Source organism: Candidatus Thermoplasmatota archaeon (assembly GCA_035541015.1).
GTDB lineage: Archaea > Thermoplasmatota > SW-10-69-26 > JACQPN01 > JAIVGT01 > DATLFM01.
Window position 1 is genome coordinate 1 of the sequence record DATLFM010000006.1, and the last position, 26,764, is coordinate 26,764.

The 26,764-nt window shown below is 69.5% G+C and carries 25 protein-coding genes; 13 read left to right on the forward strand and 12 right to left on the reverse strand.

Annotated features, from left to right (window positions below):
- Positions 1 to 774 (reverse strand): hypothetical protein (locus VM681_00225; protein HVL86420.1); only part of this gene is annotated, 774 nt, incomplete at its 3' end.
- 342 nt (positions 775 to 1,116) lie between these two features.
- Here VM681_00225 and VM681_00230 point away from each other — a divergent pair.
- On the forward strand, positions 1,117 to 1,554 hold the full coding sequence (locus VM681_00230) for a helix-turn-helix domain-containing protein (GenBank protein ID HVL86421.1): 438 nt from the start codon (positions 1,117 to 1,119) through the stop codon (positions 1,552 to 1,554).
- A gap of 25 nt (positions 1,555 to 1,579) precedes the next feature.
- The gene (locus VM681_00235; protein ID HVL86422.1) at positions 1,580 to 2,035 is read left to right on the forward strand and encodes a glutaredoxin family protein; all 456 of its coding nucleotides are present in this window, start codon (positions 1,580 to 1,582) and stop codon (positions 2,033 to 2,035) included.
- 7 nt (positions 2,036 to 2,042) lie between these two features.
- Here the strand turns inward: VM681_00235 and VM681_00240 are convergent, their stop codons facing one another.
- Positions 2,043 to 4,988, reverse strand: coding sequence for an oligosaccharyl transferase, archaeosortase A system-associated (locus VM681_00240; protein ID HVL86423.1), 2,946 nt, complete (start codon positions 4,986 to 4,988; stop codon positions 2,043 to 2,045).
- Between the two features lie 166 nt (positions 4,989 to 5,154).
- On the opposite strand from VM681_00240, the gene VM681_00245 reads away from it, so the two are divergent.
- Positions 5,155 to 6,456, forward strand: coding sequence for an FAD-dependent oxidoreductase (locus tag VM681_00245; protein HVL86424.1), 1,302 nt, complete (start codon positions 5,155 to 5,157; stop codon positions 6,454 to 6,456).
- A complete protein-coding gene (locus VM681_00250) occupies positions 6,453 to 6,776 on the forward strand; it encodes a ferredoxin family protein (GenBank protein HVL86425.1) in 324 nt (107 codons plus the stop codon). Before VM681_00245 ends, VM681_00250 begins: the two co-directional genes overlap by 4 nt.
- Here VM681_00250 and VM681_00255 read toward each other — a convergent pair.
- Positions 6,757 to 8,451, reverse strand: a complete 1,695-nt coding sequence (locus VM681_00255) for a helix-turn-helix domain-containing protein (GenBank protein HVL86426.1) — start codon at positions 8,449 to 8,451, stop codon at positions 6,757 to 6,759. The two genes, VM681_00250 and VM681_00255, sit on opposite strands and share 20 nt — an antisense overlap.
- A 161-nt stretch (positions 8,452 to 8,612) precedes the next feature.
- Between VM681_00255 and VM681_00260 the strand changes: the two genes are divergently transcribed.
- Together VM681_00260 and VM681_00265 are read left to right on the forward strand one after the other, a co-directional pair.
- Positions 8,613 to 8,822, forward strand: a complete 210-nt coding sequence (locus VM681_00260; GenBank protein ID HVL86427.1) for a hypothetical protein — start codon at positions 8,613 to 8,615, stop codon at positions 8,820 to 8,822.
- Positions 8,823 to 9,051: 229 nt separating this feature from the next.
- The gene (locus tag VM681_00265) at positions 9,052 to 9,273 is read left to right on the forward strand and encodes a hypothetical protein (GenBank protein ID HVL86428.1); all 222 of its coding nucleotides are present in this window, start codon (positions 9,052 to 9,054) and stop codon (positions 9,271 to 9,273) included.
- 112 nt (positions 9,274 to 9,385) lie between these two features.
- Here the strand turns inward: VM681_00265 and VM681_00270 are convergent, their stop codons facing one another.
- The 4 genes from VM681_00270 to VM681_00285 form a co-directional block, all read right to left on the reverse strand.
- On the reverse strand, positions 9,386 to 10,537 hold the full coding sequence (locus tag VM681_00270) for an acyl-CoA dehydrogenase family protein (GenBank protein ID HVL86429.1): 1,152 nt from the start codon (positions 10,535 to 10,537) through the stop codon (positions 9,386 to 9,388).
- A gap of 36 nt (positions 10,538 to 10,573) precedes the next feature.
- Positions 10,574 to 12,229, reverse strand: a complete 1,656-nt coding sequence (locus VM681_00275; protein ID HVL86430.1) for a PQQ-binding-like beta-propeller repeat protein — start codon at positions 12,227 to 12,229, stop codon at positions 10,574 to 10,576.
- A gap of 58 nt (positions 12,230 to 12,287) precedes the next feature.
- Complete coding sequence (locus VM681_00280) at positions 12,288 to 13,859, reverse strand: winged helix-turn-helix transcriptional regulator (protein HVL86431.1); 1,572 nt, start codon at positions 13,857 to 13,859, stop codon at positions 12,288 to 12,290.
- Positions 13,860 to 13,977: 118 nt separating this feature from the next.
- A complete protein-coding gene (locus VM681_00285; protein HVL86432.1) occupies positions 13,978 to 14,439 on the reverse strand; it encodes a RidA family protein in 462 nt (153 codons plus the stop codon).
- An 89-nt stretch (positions 14,440 to 14,528) separates the two neighbouring features.
- Between VM681_00285 and VM681_00290 the strand changes: the two genes are divergently transcribed.
- Entirely contained in the window at positions 14,529 to 14,747 is a 219-nt protein-coding gene (locus tag VM681_00290) for a hypothetical protein (protein HVL86433.1), read from the forward strand.
- A 105-nt stretch (positions 14,748 to 14,852) separates the two neighbouring features.
- On the opposite strand, the gene VM681_00295 is transcribed toward VM681_00290, so the two are convergent.
- Both VM681_00295 and VM681_00300 read right to left on the reverse strand, forming a co-directional pair.
- Positions 14,853 to 15,563: a DNA-3-methyladenine glycosylase 2 gene (locus tag VM681_00295; GenBank protein HVL86434.1), complete on the reverse strand. Its 711-nt coding sequence runs from the start codon at positions 15,561 to 15,563 to the stop codon at positions 14,853 to 14,855.
- Positions 15,564 to 15,857: 294 nt separating this feature from the next.
- Positions 15,858 to 16,772 carry a hypothetical protein gene (locus tag VM681_00300; GenBank protein ID HVL86435.1) on the reverse strand — a complete coding sequence of 305 codons (915 nt, stop codon included), beginning with the start codon at positions 16,770 to 16,772 and terminating at the stop codon, positions 15,858 to 15,860.
- Positions 16,773 to 16,884: 112 nt separating this feature from the next.
- Between VM681_00300 and thpR the strand changes: the two genes are divergently transcribed.
- Together thpR and cca are read left to right on the forward strand one after the other, a co-directional pair.
- The gene (thpR, locus tag VM681_00305; protein HVL86436.1) at positions 16,885 to 17,445 is read left to right on the forward strand and encodes an RNA 2',3'-cyclic phosphodiesterase; all 561 of its coding nucleotides are present in this window, start codon (positions 16,885 to 16,887) and stop codon (positions 17,443 to 17,445) included.
- 2 nt (positions 17,446 to 17,447) lie between these two features.
- Positions 17,448 to 19,541, forward strand: a complete 2,094-nt coding sequence (cca, locus tag VM681_00310) for a CCA tRNA nucleotidyltransferase (GenBank protein HVL86437.1) — start codon at positions 17,448 to 17,450, stop codon at positions 19,539 to 19,541.
- A gap of 9 nt (positions 19,542 to 19,550) precedes the next feature.
- Here the strand turns inward: cca and VM681_00315 are convergent, their stop codons facing one another.
- Positions 19,551 to 19,931: a hypothetical protein gene (locus VM681_00315; protein ID HVL86438.1), complete on the reverse strand. Its 381-nt coding sequence runs from the start codon at positions 19,929 to 19,931 to the stop codon at positions 19,551 to 19,553.
- Positions 19,932 to 20,027: 96 nt separating this feature from the next.
- On the opposite strand from VM681_00315, the gene rqcH reads away from it, so the two are divergent.
- The 3 genes from rqcH to VM681_00330 all read left to right on the forward strand — a co-directional run bounded on the left by rqcH (position 20,028) and on the right by VM681_00330 (position 23,437).
- Complete coding sequence (rqcH, locus tag VM681_00320; GenBank protein HVL86439.1) at positions 20,028 to 21,971, forward strand: ribosome rescue protein RqcH; 1,944 nt, start codon at positions 20,028 to 20,030, stop codon at positions 21,969 to 21,971.
- On the forward strand, positions 21,968 to 23,017 hold the full coding sequence (locus tag VM681_00325) for an mRNA surveillance protein pelota (GenBank protein HVL86440.1): 1,050 nt from the start codon (positions 21,968 to 21,970) through the stop codon (positions 23,015 to 23,017). The genes rqcH and VM681_00325 overlap by 4 nt, the downstream gene beginning before the upstream one ends.
- Before the next feature lie 105 nt (positions 23,018 to 23,122).
- Positions 23,123 to 23,437: a hypothetical protein gene (locus VM681_00330; protein ID HVL86441.1), complete on the forward strand. Its 315-nt coding sequence runs from the start codon at positions 23,123 to 23,125 to the stop codon at positions 23,435 to 23,437.
- Between the two features lie 6 nt (positions 23,438 to 23,443).
- On the opposite strand, the gene VM681_00335 is transcribed toward VM681_00330, so the two are convergent.
- Both VM681_00335 and VM681_00340 read right to left on the reverse strand, forming a co-directional pair.
- Positions 23,444 to 23,764 (reverse strand): hypothetical protein, encoded by a 321-nt coding sequence (locus VM681_00335; GenBank protein HVL86442.1) that lies wholly within the window; start codon positions 23,762 to 23,764, stop codon positions 23,444 to 23,446.
- Between the two features lie 25 nt (positions 23,765 to 23,789).
- Positions 23,790 to 25,004: a hypothetical protein gene (locus VM681_00340; GenBank protein ID HVL86443.1), complete on the reverse strand. Its 1,215-nt coding sequence runs from the start codon at positions 25,002 to 25,004 to the stop codon at positions 23,790 to 23,792.
- A gap of 551 nt (positions 25,005 to 25,555) precedes the next feature.
- Between VM681_00340 and VM681_00345 the strand changes: the two genes are divergently transcribed.
- Positions 25,556 to 26,740 carry a hypothetical protein gene (locus tag VM681_00345; GenBank protein ID HVL86444.1) on the forward strand — a complete coding sequence of 395 codons (1,185 nt, stop codon included), beginning with the start codon at positions 25,556 to 25,558 and terminating at the stop codon, positions 26,738 to 26,740.
- Positions 26,741 to 26,764: the final 24 nt, after the last annotated feature.

A 26,764-nucleotide genomic window follows, 5' to 3' on the forward strand; every position in this document is an offset into this window, starting at 1 on the left:
GGCGCCCGTCGGGGCGACCGCGTCGGGTTGGGGCACGTAGCAGTTGTCTTCGGGTCCGCCGATGCGGACGAGCTTGCCGGGGAGGTCCTCTCCCCACGGGGCGTAGCCGTATCCGCCGTCGGAGCATGTCGATCGGACCACGAGGGGCCCGTCGTGCGTCACGACCATGAGCCGGATGCCGTGGGAGGAGCGCACTTGGGCTTGCGCAAAGCCGGCGCGGATGGAGGGTAGTTGGTGCTCGACGGTTTCGAGCAAGAGCTTGGCGCAGGCGGCCACGCGCTCCATTTCGACGAGCGCGGCGATGGCGGCCATGCGTTCCGCGTCGGCTTCGGAGGGGTCCGCGAGGGCGCTTGCTTCGAGGAACCACGCGTGGTCCTCCGGTGCGACGGCGGACCAGGCGAGCTTGACCTGCCGGTCGCAGTGGTTGATCGTGGTGAGGATGGCGCCGGCGGCGGCCTGGACCTCCGTCGGAAGACGCGCGGCCTCGAGCTGGACGCGGGCGCGGTCGGCTTTCGTGAGCGGGACGCCAAGCTGGGCGTACATTTCGAGCAAGGCCTGCGAGAGGGAGAGGGGCATCGGCGCCGGCGCGCTGGGCAAGGTGAGGCCCGCGAGGGCCGCCGCGCGGGTCATGGCCTCCGACGCGCGGTTGACGTTGGAGAGCGCCTCGATGTGCACGGCAAGCGAGACTTGCGCGCTGACGACCGCGGCTTGCTGCGTGACGGGAAGGACCGAGGCGACGACGACGAAGCCCAACGCAATGGCGGCGACCTTCATGTTCCCACCCTCGACCGGCGAGCGTCTGAGGGTCACCGTATATAGCGGTTGCTGCGGGGAACCGAGGTCCGGAAAACCTGGGGCACAAAATGCAGCTTGACGGGTGAAGCTCGGCGCGACAGTAAAGAGGCAAGGTAGAAGAGGGGGGTGGTTTGGGGCGGCTTGGGCGCCCGAAGCCTCGACCGGTTCGAGGCCGTACAGAAGGTTCGGATTAGGGTTACGTGCCGGCACGCGCACGTCCTGTCCATGGCAAGGCCCGTTGGCGTCGACGGCGATCCGGACCCATGGCGTCCGCGGACGGGGTCCGCCCGGCGCCGCTACCCTCTTTTGCGGAGGGAAGCCTTGCTTCTGCTGCCGGTCCGCGGGCGGATCCTTGAATGCGTCGCGAGGTCGCCGGGCCTGCGCCCGGGCGAGATCGCAAAGCGTCTTGGCCTCGATTACAAGACGGTCGACTATCACCTCCGCATCCTTCGCCGCTTCGGGCTCGTGACGGAGGCGCGCGTTGGCGTCGGCCGCCACGTCTATCCCGCCCTCTCCGAGGCTTCTTGGGAACGGTTGCCCGTCTTGCTTCAACCGACCCGCCGCGCCCTCTTCGCGCTCGTGCGGGCAAAACCAGGCGTGCGGTTGTCGCAGGCGGCGCGTGAGCTTGGCGTGAGCAAGGCGACGGCGCATCACCACGCGCGGCGCCTTGCCGCGTGGGGCCTCCTCGTGCCCGACGCGGAAGAGGGCCTCCGAAGCGCCCTTGGCGAGGAGTCCGCGGCAGGCGCCGCGATACGTTGAAGCCGAGGGGCTGCGTGTCGAGAACGTGCCACGCACGGTTTCGCTGCAGGCCTACCGCCGCCTCACGCTCGTCACGACCGTGGCCGGGGCGTTCTTGTTTGGCCTCGGGTTGATCGTCCTCATCCAGCTGCGCATTGGCGCCGTGGGGGGGCCGCTGATCCTCGTGGGCGTTCTCCTGGGACTTTCGACCGCGCTCCTTCGGATCGAAGGCCAGGCGCCCGCCACCTCGCGCGGATCGGTCGTGCTGTACGCTCGCAAGGAGTGCGTCCTCTGCGACGAGGCTCGCGCGCTTCTGCTGCCCGAGGCCGCGCGGGCGGGCGTGGACGTCTGGGAGGTGGACGTGGACGCCGACGCGGCGCTCTCCGCGCGCTACGGCGACGCGGTGCCCGTGTGCGAGTCACGCGGCCGCGAGATCTTCCGCGCGCGCGTCGGGGACGTCGCGCGCCTTCGCCAATCCTTGCGGGAGATCGCCGGCGCGTAGCGGTCCTTCAGGCGCAGCCGTCGGGCGCCAGCGCAAGCTCGATCCGCTCGCCCCGCAAGACCGCCCGGTCGGGAACGTCGAGGCAGGCGCTTTTCGGCGCGAACTCGGGCGACCCGACGTACACGAAGTAGTTGCACCGCAGTGCGCACTGGTCCTGCGCGGCGACGATGCGCGTGGCGGTGCCTCCCTCGGAGGGTGGCACCACGTCCCGCGTGGAGTAGGGCACGACGAGCTCGAAGGTCCCGTCGGCGCGCACCGTCGTCTGGTGCTGGTACAGGAAGCGCCTGCCCGTGTCGAGCGACTCGAGCACGAGCGCGGCGTGGACGGTCTCCCCGGCGTGGCCTTCGGCCGTTCCCTGCAGGCGGGCGCCGGGCACGTGCTCGAACGTCTTGAGGCGGCTGGCGACGTGCATGTCGTACCCGAGCCGAGTCCGTTCTTGGTTCATCGCCACAAACGCGTTGCCGGTCCGGAGGTTGAGCGGGTCGAGCCCGGGCGGCGTGATGTCGCGAAGGTCCTGTCGCATCCTCTCGTGGTCCGTGATGTGGAGGATGCGGTGCAGCTGGTGGCCTTCGATCTCGAACTGCCCATCGCCATGGAAGGCAAGCGTCGTGCCCATGAGCGTGAAGCCGCCGTGCTCGCGGACGAGCCGGTAATGGGAGAGGCCCGTCGCGTCGTGCGCGTACAGGCGCGCGAGCATGGACTGCTCGTACCGCGGCCCCGGCGTGGGCAGGCCGTACTCGCGCACGTACGTGTCGAAGGCGCCATACCGTTCCCTGAGGTCGGGCGGCAGGACGTAGTCGCGGCTGCAATCCGGGAACCACCGCTCGGCCGTCCCGCCCTGCGGGCACGCGGAGCCCGGGTTGTTGACTTGCGCCCACACTGCAATCGCGCCGAACTTCCCCGCGGCGATCTCGTCGTCGATCATGACGTAGCGGATGGGGTTGCGCGCGGGGTCCTGTCCCGCGGCGCGGACGTAGTCGTCGAGGACGGCCTGCGCGCTCGCCTCGCTCTGCGCGGTGAAGAAGCGCGAAGCCAGGGGCGCATTCTGCTGGAAGGGATTGGCCACGGGCGGGCGCTTGCTTAGGACCTGGATCCAGTGCCCGTAGTCCCACCAGGCAAGCACGCCGTAGTCGCCCTCCTTGTACCGAAAGGGGCCTTGCGGACGCCCGTGGAGGTCGGAAAGCTCGATGCCAAGCGGCGGCGTCGCCTGCGCAAGCCAGGCAAGCTCGACCGTCCATAGGACCTCGTCGCCGGGCGAGAAGCGGCAGCCCAGAAGCCACGGCGAGACGAAACGCGGCCGCGCGGTGCGGAACCACTCGTCGTACTCGGGCGAGTTGCACGCGAGCATCGGCTGCGTCGCGTAGGCGGGAATCACGATGCCAGCGCCAAGCAGCGCCGCGACGGCAAGCGTGAGCATGGCGGCGCTGGCGGCGGGCCTCGCGTCGGAGGCGGCCGATTTCCTGGAGCGCGCCCGACGCTCGGACGTGCGGCGCTGCGCGGGGCCCGAGAGTTGACCCTGCAGCCAGCCCACGGTCTGCGCGATCGCCACGACCGCAAGCCCCAGCAGGAGCGCGACCGTCACGGCCGTGTAGTAGTTCCACCGGATCTGCGAGAAGCCGGCGGAGACCATGACAAAGCCCCAAAGGAACAGGAGGAGGTGGTAGCGCCTGCCCAGCGCAGCGCCCACGAGCGCGGCCGGAAGGCCGACGAAGATGGCCACGGACAACGGCCACCCGTAGAACCCGCTCATGTAGTCCCAGGAGGCCGCCTGCACCTCGGCGATCGTGAGGAGGTTCTGCACCTGCGGGAAGGCCCACGAGAAAAGCCAACGCAGGCCCGTTGCGAAGTTGCCCGCGAGGTCGGCGTGCAGCTGCGCCAAGCCAAGGAGCAAGACGCCGCAGCCCAAGGTCGCCGTGGGGAAGTGCCAGCGCTCGCGGAACGCCACGCGGTCGCGCAGCAGGAGAAGCCCTGGCGCAAAGGCCGCGGCCACCGCGCACGCAAGCGGTTGGAGGATCGTGTACTCGCCGCTCGACACGCCAGCCCACGTCTCGACGCGAGGCAGCGTGACGAGGAACGGGACGAGGAAGTACGCGAGGCTTGCGATCGCGAGGTCCTCGCTGGCGCGCCCGCGCGCGTGGTCGACGAGAAGCTGCAGGAAGACGTACGCGAGAAGGAGCGCCACGAAGAGGATGCCGGCGGGCCACACGAGAAGATAGGCCGCCATGGCCACGCCGCCTGCCAGCATGGCAAGCGTCGAGGGCCACTCGAGCCGCCAGCCGCCGCGCACGAACTCGACGAGCGTGAGCTTCGAGCGCGCGGCCGCGTCCACGGCCACGACAAAGCCGAGGACCGCCGCCGTCGAGAAGAGGACCTCGGCCACGTGGTGGTCGAAGTAGCCGGCCACGCTTCGCGCGAAGAACTCGCCGGGAAGCAGCGCGAGGACGACGGCCGCGATCACGGCGGCGGGAACGCCCGCCACGCGCTTGGCCACGTAGTACGTGGGAACGACGGTGAGCGCGCCCATCGCGGCCGGAAGCGACACGGTTACGACCGCGATGGACTCGGGCGTCGCCTGCCCCCCGCCCCAGAGGATCGCAAGCGCGGCGGCGATCTGGTCAAAGAGCGTGCCGAACTGGCCCGAGGTCGTGCCCAAAGGGAACTGCGTGAAGGGATCGTAGACGAGGGCCGAGGGGAAGTGGGCGACGGTCGCGAGGACCTGCCGCCAGTGGTAGTACGGGTCGGTCCCGACGTAGAAGACGTCGCCTGTCCCGGGAACCATGCGCGCGAAGGGCTCCATGCGCCAATCGAACATGAGCCACGCGAGAACGCCGAGGAAGGCAAGCTCAAGCGCGAGCACGACAAGCGGGCGTCGCAGGGTCGCGGCCGCGGTCGCAAGCGCTCCGGCGACGGGCGTCTTGTCGTCCTTCTCCGTCGCGCGGACGCGCGCTTCCATCGCGCCGCCGATGCCGACCTTCGTAGTTAACCGTATCGGATTCCCGCCCGCTTGCCGCGCGACGCGGCGTTACTGCGCAGTTGCGCAGTAAAACGCGTCCACCGGCGGAATGCGGTCGCGCGCTCGCCTTGGAACCGTTAAATAGCTCGGCCTTCATCGCCCGCCGATGTCGGAGAAGTTCGACGCCATCGTGGTCGGCGCGGGACTGGCGGGAAGCGCCGCGGCGTACCAGATGGCAAGCGACGGCCTGTCCGTCCTTCTCGTCGAGAAGGGGAAGACGCCCGGCAGCAAGAACGTCTCGGGCGGCCGCATGTACACGCACGCGCTCGAGAAGCTCGTTCCCAACTGGCACGAGGAGGCGCCCTTCGAGCGCGTCGTCACGCGCGAGGCCGTGACGTTCCTCACGCCCTCCGACGCCGTGCACCTCGAGTACGATTCAGCACGGTTGGCCAAGGAGCGCAACAGCATCAACGTCCTGCGCGCGAAGTTCGACCCGTGGTTTGCGTCGAAGGCCGAGCAGAAGGGCGCCCTCCTTGCCAACGAGACGCGCGTGGACGACCTGTGGATCGAGGACGGCCGCTGCCGCGGCATCGTGACGGGCGGCGACCGGTTCGAGAGCGACGTCACCGTGCTTGCCGAGGGAGCGAACTGGATGCTCACCGAGCGCGCGGGCTTCCGCGAGTCGCCCCCCAACCCCGAGATCCTCGCGGTGGGCGCAAAGATGGTGCTCGAGCTTGGCGAGGAGGAGATGGACCGGCGCTTTGGCCTTGGCCCCGGCGAGGGCGTGGCCGAAGTGCTCGTGGGCAGCTTCACGCGCGGCGTCGAAGGCGGGGGCTTCCTGTACACGAACAAGTCGAGCGTGAGCCTCGGCGTCGTGACACCCACGAAACCCGGCATGCAGCTTGGGCAGGCGCGCAAGACGCCCATCTTCGAGATGATGGAGGACCTGCGCACGCACCCATACCTTGCGCGAAAGCTCGCGGGCGCCACCGTGGCCGAGTACAGCTCGCACCTCATCCCGGAGAAGGGCCTGAAGGCCGTCCCCAAGCGCCTCGTCAAGGGCGGCCTCGTCTTGGCGGGCGATTGCGCGGGCTTCGTGCTCAACATGGGCCTCTCCTTCCGGGGCATGGACTTTGCCATCGAATCCGGGCGCCTGGCCGGCGTGGCGGCCCGCGAGGCCAAGGAGGCCAAGGACTTCTCCGCCTCGCAGCTTGCAAGCTACGAGCGCGCGCTTGCGAAGTCGTTTGTCATCAAGGACCTGAAGCGCTTCAAGCGCGCCGGCGACTTCCTCTCGACGCCCCGGCTGTACACGACCTACCCCGAAATGGCAGCCGACCTCTTCCACGAGATCTATCACGTGCGCGGCGAGCAGCAGAAGCCAAGCCGCATCGCGCGCAAGGTCGTGCTCCGCCACGCCTCGCCGTTTGCGCTCCTGCGCGACGCCTTGGGAGGTGCGCGCGCGCTATGAGCGCGACAAACGAGCGCCTGCGCGCGTGGATGCGCCGCAGCGAGGTCATGGAGAAGGTCGGCGCGACCGTCTTCGAGTACGACAACAAGCCGCACATCCTCGTCGACTACACGAAGTGCGCAACGTGCGTCGACAAGCCGTGCATTCCCATGTGCCCGCCCTCCTGCTACACGCTGGAGGAGGGAAAGAAGCTCGTCTTCAACAGCGAGGGGTGCTTCGAGTGCGGCACGTGCCGCGTCGTGTGCCCCGCCGGCGGAAACGGCGCCGTGTCGTGGCACTATCCAAACGGTGGGCGGGGCGTCAGGTTTCGGGAAGGCTAGGAGTCCGCCCAAGCGCAGAACACAGCGGATCGACGACCTCCGCGGGGACCCGAAGGGCCACGCGCGCGCCCACGCGCTCGACGCGCAGGAGACCGGCCGCTGCCAGTCGGTCCACGTGCTGCTTTCCGGTGGAGCGCGCGACGCCGGCCGCACGGGCGGCCTCCGCCGGGCAAAGGCCGGGTCGGCGCGCGACGGCCGCAAGGAGAGCGGCGACGGCGGGGGTGCGCACGGCGATGCGGACCGCCTTGTCGACGCGGCCGTGCGTGCCGTGGTTCTCGAAGCAGTGCAGCGTGCGCCCGGCCCGCTTGACCTCGAGGAGCCCCAGGTCGGCGAGGATCCGGACGTGGTGCTCGCCGGTCGTGTAGTGGACGCCAAGGACGGCGGCCACCTCGCCGGGCGTGACGCCGGGCCGGCGCCGGATCTCCTCGAAGACCGCCGCGCGGACCGGGTGCGCAAGCGCTCGGTCGCGGTGCACGCGGCGGTACAGGAGCCACGCGGGAACGGCAACCGCCAAGCCGAGCAGGGCAAGCGGCAAGGCGCCCGCCAGAGGCGGGGCGCCTGCAGTGGCAGGCACGCGGGCGATCTGCGCGCCCGGCGCAGCCTCGGCCGCAGTCGGGCCGGCGCGCGCGGCCGTTTGTGCCACGGGCGCGGCGGCCAAGAGGTTTCGGGTGTCAACGGAGCCTGCTACGTCGTCGAAGGACTTCGACGCCGCGAACGCGGCGCTGGGCAGGGCGCCGTGCGGGGGCGCGAGCGTGTCCCCATCGGGCGCGATCGTGCCTGCGCGGACGCTCACCTCTTCGAGGGCCACGCGGACCGAGTCCACGTGCGGCCGCGCCACAACGAGGCGCGAAGGAACGTGCTCGCGCGGCAGGCGCGCGGAGAACGGCTGCTCGGCCGCGCGCGCGAGGTCGTCGCGAAGCGGAAGCGGGGGCAGCGCGACGTCCCACCGTTCGAGGATGGACAGCAGGTTCGCCAAGGGCCAAAGCTCGATCGACACCTCGACGCAGTATCCGCCTTGCTCCTCGGCCTTCTGGAGGTGGTGGTCGCGATGCCAGGTCCAATCGCCTTCCTTGCGCAGCGGGTCGCCCTCGCAGAGGGACGGTGGGAGGATCACAAGCGTGCAGGGCTGCGCAAGCGGCGTCTTGTTCGCCTTGTCGCGCGCCTGACGCTTGGCGTTCCGCGTCGGCTCGAAGTCCTCGTTGTCGTCGAAGGGATGGCAGCCGGGGTAGGGTCGCGCGTCGAGGATCGTCGTGCGGTACGAGAAGACGTGGCGTTCGTATCGAACGCCTTGCGAAAGCTGGCTTCCGCGGATCGTGCCGCATTCGGGCGCGGCAAGGTTCCAAGCCTCGCACGCGACCACGGGCAGGGTTCGGGGCGACTGCGAGGCGCGGTTTGCGGCGTCGTCCCACGAGGAAAACGCGTCGTCCACGGCGCGTGCAGCCTCGCGCGGCGCCGCCGCCTCGAGCTCGTCTGGCACGACGGACGAGGGCTCGAGGGCGATCTCGTGCACGGGCAACGCGTCGCGGCCGACGACCACGCGGTGCTCCACGGGCTCCACGCCGGGGGGCGCATCGATCAATACCTCGACCTCCTCGTCGACGACGACCGTGGTCTGCGCGGCGACCGGCAGGGCCAGAAACGCCAACGCGAAGCTTAGAACGATTCCCGCCCGCACGCGGGAAAGTCGGCACGGGCGCTTATAACGATTGTGGGGGAAGCGTGGTTCGACGTTCGTCTCGATTCGGAGGAAAGGACCGGGTTCGCCGCGACTCGGACAAAGCAGAACCCGGCGCGCGCCAACGGAACGCTCGGGCGCAAGGCGCCCGCGTGAGACCAATGAACGCAAGAATGCCCGTTGTCCTGTGCCTGCTTGGAGCTCTCATCGCCGCATCGCCCTTGGCCGCCGCCGGGGCGTCGCCGGGTCCCCAGTGCGATGCGCTCGTCGAAACCAATTGCTGGTACCGCCACGAGGGTGGATGGGAAGAGTGCAGCTACTGGGTCGCCGGGCGCTGCTATGCCGCATTCAACAAGCTCCAGCCGCAGTAGCGCCGCCTTGCCGCAGCCGCCTTTCCCGTTCCCGGCAAGCGCCTTTTTTCTCGACGCCGCGCGCTTGGCGCGCGTGCCCTATTCCGCGCGCTGCAGCCGCGCGCCTGTCGCCGCTCCTTCCTCGCGCTCGCGTCGCGCCGGCGGCAAAACCGGTTCGGCCCCAGTCGGAGAAACCGCAAGACCTTCGGACGCGAGCGGGAGACGGGGGCGATCGCGCCCCGGTGAAACCATGCGAACCGCGATTTGGACCGCCGCGCTTGTGATGTCGACTGCCGCGCTTGCCGCCTCGATGCCAATGGCCGCCGCTGGGCCGCAAGAACTTTCGGGGAACGTGCGGGTTGAGGCTGGGCCCGCCTGGTACGATTGCGACTATTCGATTCCCCTGACGGGGTCTGGTGTCCTGGCCGTGCTGGCAGACGAACGCGAAGTTCTTGACTGCGTGGCCGGCTAGGTGCGCCGACGCGGGGGACCGCGAGGTCCCCCGTTCCTCCCCTACTGAATCCCGAGGACCTCGTCGGCGCTCGTGGACTCGCTGCGCTCGTCCCCGGCGCCGACGTTCTTCGTCAGAGCCCAAGCAGCTCGTCGGCAATGATGATCTGCTGGATCTGGTTTGTCCCTTCGTAGATGCCGCAGATCTTCGCGTCGCGGAAGTAGCGCTCGACGGGGACGTCCGTCGTATACCCGATCCCGCCGTAGATCTGGACGGCGTTTTCCGTCACACGCATGGCCATCTTCGCCGTGAAGAGCTTGGCCATGGAGACCGCAAGCCGGTGCGGCTGGTCGTTGGCCTTGAGCCACGCGGCCTTGTAGACGAGGTTGCGTCCGGCTTCGACGTCCACGGCCATCTCGGCGATCATCTCCTTCACGAGCTGGAAGTGCCCGATGGGGCGGTTGAACGCGCGGCGCTGCTTGCAATAGTCGAGGCTCGCCTCCAGCGCGGCCTGCGCGATCCCCACCGCGCCGGCGGCCACCGACAGTCGCCCGCCGTTCAAGATGTCCATGGCGCAGTCCCACCCCTTACCGGGGGGCACGATCGCGTGCTCCGGGCCGACCTCGCAGTTGTCGAGGACAAGCTCGGCCGTGCGGCTTGCGCGAAGGCCCAGCTTGTTCTTGGCCCAGACGGATCCTGCCTTGAAGCCTGGCATGTCCTTCTCGACGAGCCACGCGCCGATGGCCTTGTGGCGATCCTGGACCGTGGGGTCACGGGCGTAGATCACGACCACGTCGGCGCGGTCGCCGTCGGAGATCCAAAGCTTGCGGCCATTGAGGACCCACCGGTCGCCCTTTTTCGTGGCCGTGGTCTGGAGTCCGGCCGCGTCGCTTCCGGCCGAGGGCTCCGAGAGGGCCCACGCGCCGCGCTTTTCTCCCGTGGAAAGCTTGGGAAGCCACTTCGTGCGCTGCTCCTCGGTGCCGTGGCGCAAGAGCGTCATGCCGCAAAGGCTCGTGTTGACGGACAGCGTGGTCCGAAGCGACGAGCAGCCGCGGCCCATCTCCTCCGTGATCATGGCGTACGTGAGCGCGTCGAGCCCCGAGCCGCCGTACCGTTCGGGAATGGGGGCGCCGAGGAGGCCCAGTTCGCCCATGCGCCGGACGACCGCGTCGGGAATCTCCCCGACCTCCTCCCAGTCGTTGACGAAGGGCCGGACCTCCTTGTCCACGAACTCGCGGGCCATCCTCCGGACGGCCTCCTGCTCCTCGGTGATGCGGAAGTCCATGCGCGCCACGTTCCGCGGAAGCGATGGATCGGGGGATTAAGAGGGTTGCGGCGTGGAGGACTCGGTCGCGTACGCGGCCGTCCACGCGTGCCAAGACGGGCCCGTAACAGGCGCGCACGCTTGCCGCAGCACGCCGCGGCACGGGTCGTCGCCCCCGCACGCCGGCGCCGCGGCAGACGGGCACTCTCGGGGCTCTTCCCAACAGAAGGAGGCCCACACGACCGCGCAGACGGAGGGCTGTCGCACGAAGACTGGGCTTGCGTAGAGGGATCCGTCTCCGACAAGCGCCGACGACGTGATGCCCGCCAGGACAAGGCGCGCCCCGTCGGGCGACAGCGCCAGCGCGTAGGCGGCGTCCGAAACGCCGTAGCCGGGCGCTTCGTAGCGTCGCATCCACGACGCGGCGCCCGTGGCGAGGTCGTAGGCGAGCGCAAGCGCCCCGTAGCCAGCGACGGGGCACGGGTAGGTGAACGTGCGGGCGCACGTTCCAAGCCCGATTCCAAGGCCGGCCACGTAGACCTTTCCGTCGCCGGAGGCGACCACGTCGAATGCGCAATCCTCCTTCCCGCCGGGCCCGTCGTAGGTCGCAACCCACCGTCGCGCGCCCGTGGCGGCCTCGTAGGCGACCGTGAGGAAGTCCGCCGGCGATGCGCACGACGAGAATCCGTCGCGGCCGGCACCGCCCGTGTTGCCGGCGACGACGAGCGTCCCGTTCGACAACGCAAGCGCGAGCGCGTCTTCGTGTCCGCCTGCCAGATCAAGCGCGTCGGACCACACGCGGACGCCCGTTTGCAGGTCGTAGGCGACCGTGAACGCGTCGTAGCCCGTCCCCGCGCTCTTCACGGCGCCGGTCGCAAGCGCGAGGCCGGAAACGTCGTCGACGGCCGCGCGCAAGAGGATGTTGTGCCGCGCGGCAGGCGGGCTCGTGAGGTTGTCCACCCATCGGATGCGGCCGTCGGAGGCGTTGATCGCAAGCGCGATCCCGTCCGTCTGTTCGAACGGGTTTCCCCCGTCGGGCATGCGCCAACCCGTCGCGACGACGGTGGAGCCGTCCTGCGAGACCGCGACGGAGGTGCCAGAGCCAAAGCCGGAGTAGCGCGCGGTCCAGCGCGGATCCCCGCGCTGCGCGTCGTGGGCGGCGACGAGGATCGCCGAAGGGCCCAAGCGCGTGCTTCCCGTCACGTACACCGTGGCCCCGTCGGGGCTCTCGGCGATTCCCCGTCCGGCCGACTCGACGTCCCCGTGCCGAAGCGTCCAAAGCGTTTCGCCCGTGCGCGCGTCGTAGGCGACCGTCGCGGCGTCGTAGCGGCCTTGCGGGTTGCCGCTCTGCCCCGTCACGTAGACGCGCAGGCCGTCGCGCGAGGCGAGGATGGCGTGCGGCCATTCCGTGCCTCCGCCGTCGAATCGCGCGCGCCACCGCTCGGCTCCCGTGGCCGCATCGTACGCGACGGTGACGTAGTCGAGCGAGCCGCGAACGCCGTCGGCGACGTACAGCCAGGCAAGCGTGTAGAACGACGCCCCATCGGGCGAAGCGGCGACGCCAACGGCCCTGCCACCGGGCTCCGTCCGCTCCCACGCGTGGCAGCCGGCGCCGGGGAGGAGCGAGCGTTCGTCGCAGGCGAGCGACGGCGCGGCTGGAACGGACCACGCAAGGAGACCAAGCACGATCGCAAGCGGAGCCGCGGATCGCATGCGCCCCGCATCGGGTGGCCCGGAAAAGCCGTCTTTCCGAAAAGCGCCGAAAGCTGGCTCAGACGGACGCCGCGACGTCCACGCGCACCGCCGGCGCGCGAGCCACGGCAAAGAGCACGCCGTCGAGAGCAGGCGCCGGGACGCGGTACAGCACGCAGCGCCCCCGACGCTTGGCGCAAAGAAGGCCCAGCGCCGTCAACCGATCCGCATGGTGCTTGGTCGTGGAGACGGATCGGCCCAGGGCGCGGGCCGCCTCGGAGAGCGACACTCCGTCGGCGCGCGCGGCCAGCCGCAGGAGCGCGAAAGAGCCGGGCACTCGCGACGCGGCCAGGGCGCGCGCCTCGACGGCGCCATACCGCCCGTGGTTCTCGAAGCATCGCTTGGATCCGGCCACTCGCAGGACGTAAACGTGCCCCGACGCTTCGAGCATGCGGACGTGGTGCTCGCAGGACGTATAATGCAATCCCGTCAGGCGAGCCAGGTCGGCCGCCGTGATTCCAGGCTCAGCGACGATCCGGTCGAGGATGCGACGGCGCTGCGGGTTGGCAAGCGCGTTGCGGGCGTCGACGCGTCGGTACAGGAGCCAGACAGGGATCGCAAGCGCGAGAACGAGCGCGGCGGCCAGGACGCCGCCAAGCGGCGGCGCATCGATGGCTGCCTGCGCGCCCGTCGGGTGGGCCGACGATCCGGCGACGTCGCGCGCCCCCGCGGCGACTTGCTCGAGGTCTCCTGCGCCGGCGGCGGGCCTTGCGGCGTTTGCCGATCGCGGATGGGAAGCGGGATTGGGCCCCGTCGCTTGCGCCTCGTCGATCGCCGCCGAAGCCTCTTCGGCCGGAAGCGGGCCCTCCGTCGGCTGCGGGGCCGCCGGAAGGTAAGCGGCCTCCACGCGGGGGACCAAGAGCCCGAACCGGATGGACGGCGCCTCCGTGACGTGGACGGCCACCTCCGCGCGCACGTCGAGGTCGTTTGCGTCCGCGCCCGTCGCCGGCAGGGCGAGATCGATCTGCGCGTCCTGCCATGCGGCCACGCCCGCGTCGAACGATTGGAACGCTTTTCGCAAGGGGTCGAGAACGTCGCAAGGAAGGTTCTCGGCGCAGCTCATACGCACGATTCCGTGCGCGCCCTGGATGCGGAACGGCAACGCGTCGATCGCCTTGCGCAGGGCCTCGGCGGCCACGCCAAGGAGCGCGACGCCGTCGTCGGCGAGCGCGAACGCGCGCGCGACGCCCTCCTTCCAGGCGCCGCCGCTCCACGAAGCCGCGGAACGGACCGCTTCGAGGTCGACGCGCGCGTGCACGGCCGTCGGTGTCTCGGGAGGCGAGATTCGAGCGCCCTCGCGCGTGCTCGCGCGGGCCCCGGCCGCGCCCACCTCCGCGTCCCGGGACTGGGTGCGCAACCACGCTTCGTCCGCACGGCCCTCGCCGATGGCCGCGCGCGACTCGCCAACCTGCAGGGCGACGGCAGGCGTTCGGGCCGTGGCGTCGGCCGCAAGGTCGTTCGGGGAAAAGCTCGCGTCGTGGACCAGCGCGTGGGGCGCGGAAGCGGGCAGTTCGGCCTCGACGACGCGCTCGCCCGCCTGGAGCCGAACCGCGTCGGCCGTGGCCAGAGGCGGTACGAGGAGGAGGAACAAGATCCCCGCCGCAGCGAATCGCGACACGAACGGTCTCCCGCGCATTCAGCGGGTCGGTGGGGACATAAGCCTTGCGTTCCGGAGGTCGTCCGTTTTCGACGGTTTTCGGACGAAAGGGCTAGGCGACCTCGACGACGGCTTCGATCTCCACGGCGATGCCGATGGGAAGCTCGTTGACTCCAACGGCCGCGCGGGCGTGGCGACCTTTCTCGCCGAAGACCTGCACGAGAAGATCGCTTGCCCCGTTGATCACCTTGGGCTGGTCCACGAAACCGGGGGCGCTGCGGACGAAGCCCGTCACCTTCACGATGCGCACGACGCGATCGAGGTCGCCCACGGCGTCCTTGACCGCGGCCAGCACGTTGAGGCAGGTGACGCGCGCGGCCTCCTGGCCTTGCTCCACCGTGAAATCGCGACCAACGTAGCCGACGTGCGTGGGCTTCCCGTCGCGCATGGGCCCCTGTCCGGAAACGTACACGAGGTTCCCGGCTCGTACCCAGGGAACGTAGGACGCCATCGGCTTGGACATCGGGGGGATCGCGAAGCCCAACTGCTTGAGGCTCGTTTCGGCGAGCGACATGATTCTCGCGCCGCAACGGCCGGCCGCCTTGAAATACTTTCAGCCTACCCGCGGGGATGTTCAAGTCGACCGCCGGAAGTCTGTCCGCCATGGCGACGCTTCTTGTCGAGCTGGAGGTTCCGGAATTCCTGCTTGAGCGCTGGGATCCCGATCGTGTGCGGCGCGTCGTGGAGAACGCCGTCGCGCGGGCGTACGCGCACGATCTTCGGGGAAAGGTGGACGCAAGGCCCGTCGCGCGGTTCCGGCCTTCGCTTGGAGAAGAAAGGTTGCCCGAGCGGGGGGATGCACGCGTGCTCGCTCGGGCGTAGGACCCGCAGGATGCGGGCGGGTCGTTGAGCGGAAAGGGCCGGGAAAACGGGCCCTTTTCGGGTTTGCAGGGTTCGGGGTTGCGGTGTCGTTTCCGACGAAGGCAACTAGACGGCCCGAGGGGATGCCCTTTCGGGCGGTCGCGTCGAATCCACGATTCGGCCGCCTGCCCGCGAGAGCCGCTCGGCGTGGAACAGCCACTGCTGTGCGTAGCCGGCCATGGTTCCCCAGCGCTCTTGCGCCCAGGCCACGACCTCCTCGTCGCGCCGCTTGCGGCCGCCGAAGAAGCGTCGCTCGACGACCCTACGCACGTGGGTGTCGACGGGAAAGGCCTCGAGCCTTCCAAGACCGTACAACGCGACGCAGTCTGCGACCTTTCGGCCCACGCCGTCGAGGGCCTGCAGGCTCTCCACGGCCTCCTCGTACGTCGCCCGTTCCAAGGCGGAAAGGTCCACATCGCCGCGCGCGACGGCGCGGGCCGCCGCCGAAACGTAGCGCGCGCGGAAACCCATTCCCGTGAGGGTCCGAAGGCGCGCTTCGGGCGCGCGCGCGAGACGTTCGGCGGGCGGGAAGGCGCGTATCGACGTCGCCTTCTCGATCGGCGGTCCGAAGGACGCGGCCAAGCGTTCGGTGCAATGCTCGATCTCGCGCACGCTCTTGGCCATGCTCGTCAAGAAGTTGACAAGCGTCTCCCACGGATCGTTCTTGGTCAGCCGAAGACCGGGGTATGCGGCGATGGAAGGGGCAAGCGCGGGATCGGACGACAGCCTCGCACGGATCCGATCGAACGGGTCTGCCAGGCGCAGGTGACCACGCACCGTTGTCGCGTCACCATGGATCTCGAGCGCGCCCTTGACGCGTGCGGCTACGACCCGGCCGCCGACGACGCCCGTATGCCATGCGGACGGCGGCTCGAAGGGCTCCTGTCGTTGTCCGTGACGTGCCCCAGGAGCGGGCGGCATAGGCCAGGCCGTGTCCGGAGGCACGCACCGCCAACGAAAAGCCTGCCCGCCGCGCAAGGTGGCGTGGAGGTCGATCGGAGGCCAAACGGGCGTGGCGGGCACGCTCCTTGACCGGGGGTCGTGGGGATGAGGATTGCGGCGGGCGCGCGCCTAGAACCGGCCGAGGCTCTGGGGCATGCACGTCTGCGCGTAGTCTCCCTTGACCATGTACGTCTCGCGCGGGTGGGGCTGCCAGGCGCCCGGCAGGAACGCGTAGGCCTGCGCGAGGCTCTGCAGGTTTAGGTTCGACAGGCACTGCCGGAAGAACCCGTGCACGTAGGACATGACGTCCTCGTCGTGCGTTCCCGCGTTCGGGGCCAAGTAGCACGTGTTGTGCGAGTTGCACACGCGGCTGTCGGGATGTCCGCCGCGAGTTTCGCCGCCGGTGTGCCCGGTGGCCAGGCAGTGGCCGAACTCATGGATCGCAAGGTTGCGCAGGCGCAGCGGATCGACGTCCGTCGGCCCGTCGCCGAAGAGGGCTTGGTCGGCCGTGTTGTTCCAGGCTCCAAGCCCCGTGTTCCAGGTGGTGCACAACCGCATGGGCGTGTTCCCCGGGTTCGTGAGGGCCGTCGGGGGAAGCGTGGGAAGGCCAATCCCCAGATGGAAGACGAACGGGAAGGGGTCTTGGGCCATGGCCGTGGTGACGACGATCTTCGCCGTGGCAAGAGAGCTTGCGTCCGCATCCACGCCGAGAATCTTGACGTGGTAGGACACGTGGGCAAGCTGCGGGTGCACGTCCTCGAACTCGTCGATCATCCAGGCCCAGTAGTCGATGGCTTCGAGGACGGCCTGGGTGCCCGGCGCGTCACGCAGGGCGTCGGGCCCGATCCACCCCAGGTTCCCGAGGTGGGCGGTCGACGAGAGGTATCCGGACGGGACGACGACCACGCTCATGTTCGTCGGATTGTCGTGGTGGGCGTTGATGCGCGAGAAGTAGTGCGTCTCGGGTGACGGCGCGTGGGCCGAGAACACGGTCGGGACGACGAGCAAACCCACGGCAAGAACGAAAAGGCTCCTTCCCCGCATGCGGTTCTCCCAGATCGGCAGGATGAAGGCTCGCTTATAGTCCTTTTCGCGAGCGCCTAGCTGGATCGCGCCCACCCGAACCTTGAAGCGAGAGTGCCCGCTTTCCGGCTCGATGGCGTCGTTCCGGGGATTCGTGGCCGTCCCCGTGCCTCCGCTCCCCCCGCTTCTGTACTTCCGCGAGGCGCTTGCCGCCACGCGGGCGGATCTTACGCTCGTGCGCCCCGAGAACCTGCACGTCACGCTTCGCTTCCTTGGCGAGGTCGACGGCGAGCACGAGGCGGCCTTGCGGACGATCCTGGAGGGAGCGGTCGCGGGGCTTCGGCGGTTCGAGTCGAGGCTCGAGGGCGCCGGCACGTTCCCGCCGCGCGGACCGCCCCGGATCGTGTGGGCCGGCCTCTCCGGCGCCGACGCCCTCTCCGCGGTGGCAGGACGCCTGGAGACGGCGATCCGAGAGCTTGGTTTTGCCCCCGAGGAGCGCGCGTTCCGTCCGCACGTGACGGTCGCGCGCGCGCGTTCGTCGCGAGGCGCCTCTGCCGTGCGCGCGTGCGTGCAGGAGCACGAGGCAACGCGGTTCGGAGCCGTTCCCATTTCCGAGGTGCGGCTCGTTCGCTCGGATCTGTCGTCCGCGGGGCCAAGCTACTCGACGGTGTGTGCGGTGGCGCTGGAGGCCTGAGGATGTCCTGGGAAGCGCTCCCGCTTGCCCTCGGCCTCAATCTGGGCCTTGCCGCCTTGGGGCTTGCGCTCTTTGACCCGTGGCGACGCGGGGGCCGCGTATCGATCGCGCACCGCGTGGACCGCTACGGCGTGTACATCGCTGGCGCGCTCACGGCCGCTGCGGTCGTGGCCGTCCAATGGGTGCTCGACGCCTCGGCCAACCGGTTCTTGGGTCTGTCCCCGTCCACGTTCCCGCGGTTCGACTTGCCGGTTGCGCCGGAGCCTCTGGCCTCCGTCCTTGCGGCCTTCTTCTCGTTGGTGATGGTGGTCGTTCACCCGTTCATGCTGTTCTTCGCAGCGCTTCTGTACATCCTCTCCGACGAGGAGCGCGCCGCGAAGACGGCCCTTCTTGCGATTCCCGTGTTCGTCGTGCTGGCGCTTCCGTTCTTCGTCTTCCTGCCCGTGCGCCCGCCCGCGCCGCCGGTCTTTGCGATCCTGCCCGAGCTTGGCGAGCTGTACTACCCGCTCGCCAGCGACAACACCGTGCCCAACATCCACGTGAGCCTCGCGCTTGCGCTTGCCCTTGCCGGCTCCAAGAGTCGCAATCTCCCCTTCCGCTTCACGACCTATGCCTACGCTGGAAGCGTCGTGCTCGCCGTTCCTTACCTTGGCCTTTCCGGTCCCGTAGGATGGGGCATGGGCATGCTCCTTGGCGTCTTCGTGTGCGTGCTCATCAATCGCATCCTTTCGGTCGAGCGCATCGCGCTTTCGCGCGTCGCGCCCAATCCGGAGGAGCGCCGGCGCATCCTCCAGGCGGCGCAGGGGGTCGTCGCGGAGGCCCAGCAAGCGGCGGCGCGCGCCGGGATGGCCGTGGACGTGTTCCTGGCCGGAAGCGCCGCCAAGGACACCTACCTCCGCGACCACGTCGACATCGACGTCTTCGTGGGCTTTCCTCCGCAGACGCCGCGCGAGGAGATGCAGCGCAAAGGCCTTGCGCTTGCGCGCGAGGTCCTCCCCGACGGCATCGAGAAGTATGCCGAGCATCCCTACTTGTCGGGACGGCGCGGCGCCGTCGGCGTCGAGATCGTGCCCTGCTACAAGGTGGACGATCCCTCCGCGCGAATGTCGGCCGTCGACCGCACGCCCTTCCACACCATCTACATCCGCGAGCGGCTGGACGCCGACGGTCGCGCGCACGTGCGCCTCCTCAAGCAGTTCCTGCTCGGGATCGGGGCCTATGGAGCCGACGCGCGGTTCCGGGGTTTCTCCGGGTACGTCTGCGAGCTTCTCGTCGCGAAGTACGGCACCTTCCGCGGCGTGCTCTCCGCCGCCGCGCGCTGGAAGCCCGGGACGTTCCTGTGCCTGGAACCGTACGAGGGCGCCGGCACGTTCCCCGAGCCGCTCGTGATCGTCGATCCGGTCGATCCAAACCGCAACGCGGCAAGCGCGGTGTCGCCCGAGAGCCTGCTTCTGCTGCGCGAGGCCGCAATGGCCTATCTTGCGGAACCTCGGCTCACGTTCTTCTTCCCCCGGCCGCCCGTTCCGCTCGATCGGTCCGCCCTGCAGCGGCTCCTCGAGGCCCGCGGAAGCCGGCTCGTGGCCGTCGCCTTCGACGCGCCCGACGTGCTCGAGGACGCCCTTCACGCCCAGATGCGAAAGTGCGGCGCGGGTCTCGCCCAGCTGCTGTCGCGGCAAGGGTTCGACGTCCGGTCCTGGTCGTACGAGATTCAATCGCGCGCCGGTCCGCATCCGGGGCGCGCCGAGGTGCTGCTGGAGCTTCGTGAGATCGAGCTTCCCACCACCGAGGTCCACGCGGGCCCGCCGGTCGACCTTGCGCCCCACGCCGAACGGTTCCAGTCCCGCTGGAAGGACGACCCCTCCGCCGCAGGGGAGGTGTACGAGAAGGAGGGACGCCTGCACGTGGTGCGACGCCGCGAATTCCCGCGCGCTCCCGACCTTCTCCGCATGCGTGCGCTCGCGCTTGACCTTGGCAAGGACGTGAACGCGGCGATGGCACGGCGCTTCGACGTCGCGGCCGACGAGGACGCCTTGGCGCTCTTGGACCCCGTCCACCTCACGCGTCACTTGAGCGGCGAGAAGCCTTGGGAGCAGTAGCGTCCGGCGTCAGGCGAAGTTGAGGAAAAGGATCCACACGGCAAGCCAGGTGGTGAACATCCAGAAGCCGTAGCCCAGGAAGTCCTTGGGCTCCTGCGCCGCCTCCTGGGCGCCCGCTCGCGCAAACAGCGGTCGCGCGGCGTAGGCGACAAGCGCGCTTGACGCGTAGATCCCGAGAATCACGAGCAGGATGCGGGAGCCGTCCACGGCCCAATTGGAGGCCCCCAGCGCAAGCCCGGACGCCGCGCCGAGCAGGAGGCCCAGGCCCATGGCGACCGCCGTGCCGTAGAAGGCCGCGATCTCGCGGCGGGCAAACGCCTCCTGGTTGAACTCCGGCGCGACGAAGTCGTCGTCGGCGGCCGGCTTGGCTTCCTCCTTCCGTTTGCCCATGGCGGCGGCGCATCGGGCGTGCGCCGGATAAGGCTTTCCGCGCCGACGCGCGCAATGGGCAACCTTGATCCGTCCTGCCGCGTCTTGCGGCGCGTCATGGCCAAGGGGCTGCGGGGCATCACCGCCTTCGACCTTCGCGCCTTCGTGCGCGCCGCCGCGCCGGTCCTCGCCGGCGCCAGGTTGGAGAAGGTCTACCAGCCCGCGCGCAGCTCGCTCGTGTTGCGACTGCGCGGCGAATCGCGGCGCGACCTCTGGGCCCTCGTGGGCCGCGGCGTCCGTCTCACCTCGACGCTCGCGGAGATGCCAAGCGAACCGTCCCCCTTTGCGGCGCGGCTTCGAAGCCTCCTGGGGAACGCGCGGCTACGATCGTTGGAACAGCACGAATTCGACCGCGTTCTTGAGCTACTCTTCGAGACCGCCGACGGGCGGCTGCGCGTCGTGCTCGAGCTCTTCGGCGACGGAAACGTGATCGTGGAACGCGACGGAATCGTAGCCGAGGTCCTCGTACGGGGCCAGTGGGCGCACCGGGAGCTTCGGCCCGGCGCCGAGTTCCGCCATCCGCCCGCCAGGACGAATCCCCTGGTCCTGTCCCAAGACGGCCTTCTCGCCATCCTTGCGGCCTCGAAGGTCGACGCGATCCGCGCTCTGGCGGTCGAGGCAAACCTCGGAGGGCCGCACGCCGAGGAGCTGCTCCTGCGGGCGGGTGTCGACAAGAAACAGAAGGCGGCGACGCTTTCGGCCGACCAAGTCGCGGCGATCGATCGCGCCCTGAGGGCGATGATCGACGAGCTCGATGCGGGCGAAGCGACCCTCGTGGTCGAGGACGGGCGCCCCGTGGCGCTGTCGGCCGTGCGCCTTTCGGCGTTGCCCCCGGGCGCCACGCGGCTTCCCGTGCTCGAGGCGTTCGACCGACTGTTCCTGCAATCCGATGACGACGTGCCTGGCAAGGCGGACGCGTCCCTGACGGAGGAGCGCGAACGACTGGAGCGGCAGCGCGCGCGCCAAGAAGCGAGCCTCGCCGAACTCATGGCGCAGGAGCGGCAAGCCAAGGAAGCCGGCGACGCGATCTATGCGAACTACGCGACGCTTGCGGCCCGCCTTGAGCACGCGCGTACGGCGCATCGGGAAGGCGGCTGGGAGGCCGTCGACGCGTGGGCGAAATCAAACGGCGCGTCCTCGTCACCGGCCGAGGGCCTGGTCCGCATGGAGGGACTGGACATTCCGTTGGCCGATGGGCTCGACGCGGCCGCCGGGGCATACTACGAGCGGGCCAAGCTCGCCCGCCAGAAGCGCGAACGGGCCGCCGAGGCGATGGCGCGAACCGAGCTCGAGATGGCCCGGCTCCAGCGGGAGGGCGAACGCCTGGAGCGCCAGGCGCTCGCGCGGCGCGGAAAGCCGGCCCCGAGCCGGCGATTCTGGTTCGACGCGTACCGCTGGTTCCTTTCGAGCGGAGGGCAGCTTGTCCTGGGAGGCCGGGACGCGGGATCGAACGACAAGCTCGTTCGAAAGCACCTCTCGGAAGGGGACCGCTTCGCGCACGCCGAGGTGCACGGGGCCCCGAGCGTGGTCGTGAAGTCGGGCGCGTCGGCCGACGAGGGCACGCTGCGCGAAGCCTGTGAGTTCGCCGCCGTCCACAGCAAGGCCTGGCAGGCTGCCGTCGGTCACGTGGACGCGTACTGGGTCGAGCCCGCCCAAGTGTCGAAGACGCCAAACCCGGGAGAGCACCTGGCGCGCGGCGCGTTCGTGATTCGGGGAAAACGGAACCACGTAAGGGCAACGATGCGCATGGCCGTGGGCGAAGTCGAGGTCGAGGGTCACCGAAAGGTCATGGGCGGGCCGGTCACCGCCGTCGCAGCCCGGTCCCGGCGCTTCGTCGTCCTGGAGCCGGGCAAGGAATCGCTGAACGCCTTCGCGGCGCGTCTGGCCTCCGCGCTTGCGGTTCCCGTCGAGGAGGTGCAGGCCGCGCTGCCGCCTGGACCCGTGCGCGTGGTCGAGGCCGTGGGGCTCGAGTCGTTTTCGGCCGGAGGGAACGCCGCGTGAAGGTCGTGGCGCGTGACCCGCGCGAGCGGCTCGTGAAGCTCCTGCCCGAAAACCTCGACGACCTTTGGCACTTGCATCAGCTCGTGCGGCCGGGCGACCTCGTCCGCATGGTCACGTGGCGGCGCATGGAGCTTCCCGACGACAAGCTTCGCGGCGAGAAGGCCGAGAAGAAGCCCATGCTGCTTGGCGTCCGTGTCGAGCGCGTGGAGTTCCACGAGTTCGCGAACCGGCTGCGGATCCTGGGCACGATCGAGGAGGGCCCGCAGGAACACGGTGCGCACCACACGCTTTCGGTCGAGCCCCGCGACGAGCTTTCGATCGTGAAGAAGGAGTGGCCGGCGCACGATCACGAGCGCATCGACGAGGCCGTGGCCGCGGCCCGGCGTCCGCTCCTCACCGTGGTGGCGATGGACGACGGCGAGGCCACCGTCGCGGTGCTCCACCACTACGGCATCCGCGAGGCGGCTACCATCCGGGGTCCGGGCACGGGCAAACGCTCCGCCGAGGACCCTTCGGCGCGCGGCCGCTACTTCGCGCAGGTCCGCGACGCCGTGCAGTTGGCGCGCCCGACGGACGGGCCCCTTCTCGTCGTGGGGCCCGGCTTTGCGCCCGCGGCCTTCCATCGTTTCCTTGCCGAAACGGCGCCCGAACACGCCAAGCGCTCTCTCGTGCAAGCCACGGGCTCGGCCGGTCGGGCCGGGATCCAGGAGGCGTTGGCCAGGGGAATCGTCGAGCGGTTGGACGCGACGGCGCGCGTCGCGCAGGAGACAAGGCTCGTCGAGCGCTTCCTGGCCGAGGTGGGGCGCGGGGCGGGGCTTGCCGCCTACGGCGCCGCCGAGGTCGAACGCGCGCTTGGCCTTGGCGCCGCCGAGACCCTCCTTGTGACCGATCTTGCCGTGCGCGAGCGGGGCGCCGAGGCGCTCCTTGGCAAGGCGCGAAGCGTCCGCGCCCAAGCGCACGTCATCAGCACGGTGCACGAGGCGGGCAAGCGGCTGGAAGCCATGGGCGGGGCCGGCGCGCTTCTGCGCTATAAGCTTCCTTCGTAAGGTCCCCGGTGCCCCCGTCGCCCCGTCGGCCAGGGACCGCGCGTCCCTGGGCGATCGATGCTCGCCGGGCAGGTATTTGAAGGCGGGCGACCAAGAGGAGGACGGATGTCGCGGATCGGGATGCACACCGCCGGGCTCCTCCTTGGAGCCTTTCTCCTCGCGCCGGCCGCAGGCGCGGTCGCCGTCCACGACGCCCTGTCGCAGACGGGCGTCGTGACGGACGCGCTCCTTCCGGGAGCCGCGTCGCAAGGCCCCCGCGACCGGGCCGACGCCGATGGCGCTCGGGGCGGCCTGCGCCCGGTCCAGCTCCAGTCGGCGTCCCACGAGCAAGGCTCGGGCGGAGCGATCTGGATGGCCGCCACGCTTGCGCTTGGGGTCACGGCTTGCGCGGTGGGAATCTACGCGTGGCGGCGTGCGTGAACGCCGCTACGCCTTGGGCGGCGCGCTTGCGAAGGCCGCCTGCAACGCTTTCTCGAAGCGGTCGATGTAGGTGAGCCGCGCGGCCTCGAACTCCACGAAATCGCTCTGCGCCGCGTCCGACAGGTCGAACAGCGCGTTTGCGTCCCCCTTGTCCTCCACGCGGAGGCGACCTTGCTCGTCCTTGTAAATGTGGAGCTTGCGCACGATGCCTTCGCGCAGAACGAATTCGAGCTTCGGACCGTACTCCTTCTGCATCTGGGCTGCGATCGGCCGCAGCACGGCGTCGAGATCGACCCCGACGTCGCGCGCGTTTGCAAACGGCGGCATGGCGCGCGGCGAACGCGAGCGCTCGTCATGAACCTTTGCGCCCGAGAAGATAGAGCGCCAGCATGGCGAGGATCGTGACGTTGGCCGCCGGGACCGTGAGGGCGGCGTTCCTCAGGAGCGGCTCCTTGTCCGACACGGTCAGCACACGAACGTAGCCCGGATCGCCAAACCAACGACCGTTGGCGGCGAGCACCGCGCCGTCGAAGGCGAGGCTCGTGGCGCCCCGGAGCGCAGTTCTTGAAAGCTCGCTACCCGAGATCCCGTCGAGGACGACGAGGTCCCCCGAAAGGGAGACCACCGCCACGCGCGTTCCGTCGGCGTTCACGGCGACGCCGCCTTGGCCGTTCTCCAACCGCGCAACGGTGCCCGACGCGGCATGACTCCATCGGAGCGCGCCGTCGTCCACGGCAAGGACCTGCACGAGGCCTCGTCCGGGCGTTTCCGTGAAGACGAACGCGCGCTCGCCGTCGCGGCTCAGGAATACGAGTGTCGCGCCGTGGGCGGTGCGGTGCTGCCACCGCGGCGTGCCGAAGGCCGGATCGTCGAGATCGAACAGGTGGGCCGCGTTGTCGGCGCCAAGCGTACCGGCGAGAAGCCATCGCCCCCCCTGCGCAAGCGCGAGGTGCATGATCGTGGCGTCCACCCGCACGCTGCGCCGCTCCTCGTTTGCGGACCCTGCCCGCCAGAACTCGATTCGCCCGCGGTCGGTGCCGTAGGCAAACGCCGGCCGGGGCCCGGGTTCGTCGCCAAAGGCCATGGCCGTCACGGTCGCGCCCGCATTGACGACGGTCGTGTTCCCGTCGCGCAGCAGCACGACGCGACCGTCGTCGAACGCCACGGCCGCGGCCTGGGCGCCCACGGCCAATCCCCGAGCGCGGCCTTCGGTCACAAACTCGCGGCCCAGCGAATGGACCGCTCGCGAGGCCCCGTCCGCGTACGCCACGATCGCGTAGGCGCTGTGCGCACCCGCCAGCATCACGGAATCGGCCGGAAAGCGATCGACGTCGCTTGTGGCTCCCGCTGCGACGAGAACGAAGTGGTCAAACGCCCCCTGCCGCACGAGCGTCGCGACCTTCCCGGCGGCCGCGACGACCGGCTGCGCGTCGCCCGGAAGCGTCCGCTCGAGAGTCGGGTCGTGCCCGCGGTCGGACGCAAGGAGGAGCGAATTGGCGACGAGCAGGGCCGCGACGGCAAGCGCCACGGCGCGCGGGTGCGCCCGGACGCGATCCGACAGGGACACCCCCACGCATCCGTCGACCAAACGTCAACCGTTTCGCTTGCCGCCGAGGACCGAAACGTTGAAGCCTCGCCAGGCCGCATGCCACGCGAGGCGCCTTGCCGGGCGGAGCACGTGGACCGCGCGAAACCTACCTTCGTCTCTGCTCCGACTACTACAAACGCCAAATTCTGATCTACCAAAATTGGCCCCAGCGCCGCTTCGACGCGATGGGGTACCGCAGCGAGAAGGTGTTCACGGACATGAACACGTGAGGGTGGGAGAAGGCCGGAGAAAAGCCGTCCACCGAAAACTATCTGCGGGGCGGGGCTGGTCTTGAGAGGGGGGTCATTCTGCAATCGCTGTCGGGCTTGCGCCCCACGCGCGTCGGGGCCAAGGTCGCTCTGGCCGCCATCCTTCTGAGCGGATGCGTTGGCACCCCCGATTCGGCGACGGAAGACAAGTTCGTTGGGGATTGGCACCTCGGCCTTCGCGTCGGGGACCGTCTCGCGTATTCTTGGGAAACGCCGGCCGGGACGTTCACGTTCGCGTTGGAAGTGGGAGCTCCGACGACGGTGCGCGATCCTCGGGGCGAATCGCGGCAGGCGGTGCCCCTCTCGTTCGATTGGAGTCACGATTACCGGCAGGTCGATTTCGTCGCTGTCGAATCCGGCAAGCTCGCGTTGCGGCTCTGGAAGGATTTCCAGCCTCTTTCGCGGTTGCAGTTTGGCGTTGCGGGCTCGCCGCCGTGGATGCTCTTTGGCCTCGATCCCGCGCGGTTCATCGGTCAGGAACGCGCCGTGGTCGAGTTTTCTGCCGACGCTGGCATGCGAGGGGTCGAATTCGTCGTCGAACCGATCCAAGGCTTCGCGGGAGCGTCTCCGTGCGTCCGGCTGGCGTCGAGGGAGGCGTCCGATGGACGGGGCTTCGCCTGGCTCGACGATCCGCGCCCCTATCGGTTGACCTTCTGTGGCGGCTTGCCGTTTCCGCTTTCGATCGAGTCCGACTCTCCAAGCGTTTCGGCGCGGCTCCGTGAGGCCACGCGGGGAGACGGACCGCTCGCGTTCGCGTATCGTGCCGAGGCGCCCGCTGCGACCAAGGACATCGGCGCGCCGCTCCATCCGTTCGAACGGGCCGTGCCTCCGCAGGGCGAACCCCACGAACTGCTCTCGGTGGACGAGGCGTTCGAGTACGCCAAGGAGAACGACGCAGGCTTCCAGTCTTTCCTTCGGCGATTTCCGGAAGCGCGCTTGGTAAGCCACGTGCCCGAGGGCATGGGAAGCACGTCGGCGGGCTTGCCCGGCGTCGTCCAGCGGAACGTGTCGCAAACCGCCGCCGTCACGCAAGTCTACGCCGCGGCGGGCTCCAGGGATGGGTACGAGATCTCCGTGCGCAAGTCGTACAACGAGCTGCTCGCCCGGTCCCAACTGGCGGTGACCGGTTCGTTGGCGACGCAAGCGCCCGTCGATGGGCCCGCAAACGTCCAAGGCGGACACGTCAGCATCGGGGACGGGTTCCGCTGGGCGCGCGAAACGATGGTCACCGAATACGAGTTCAGCCGCGTTTTGGCATACACGGGTTTGGACACCCCGCTGCGCGACCGCTATCACTACGAGTACCACTTCTACGGTTACACGTGGCCGGGCGCACAAAACCACCCCTTCACCGCCTTCGTCTTCCTGGACAGCCGCACGGGCGCGGTCTTGTTGGTCTTCGCGCACCCCGAGGTCGTTCGAAAGTTCGTGCCCGCGGAAGGGTAGTCGGTTTTTTTCGATTCTCGCGGG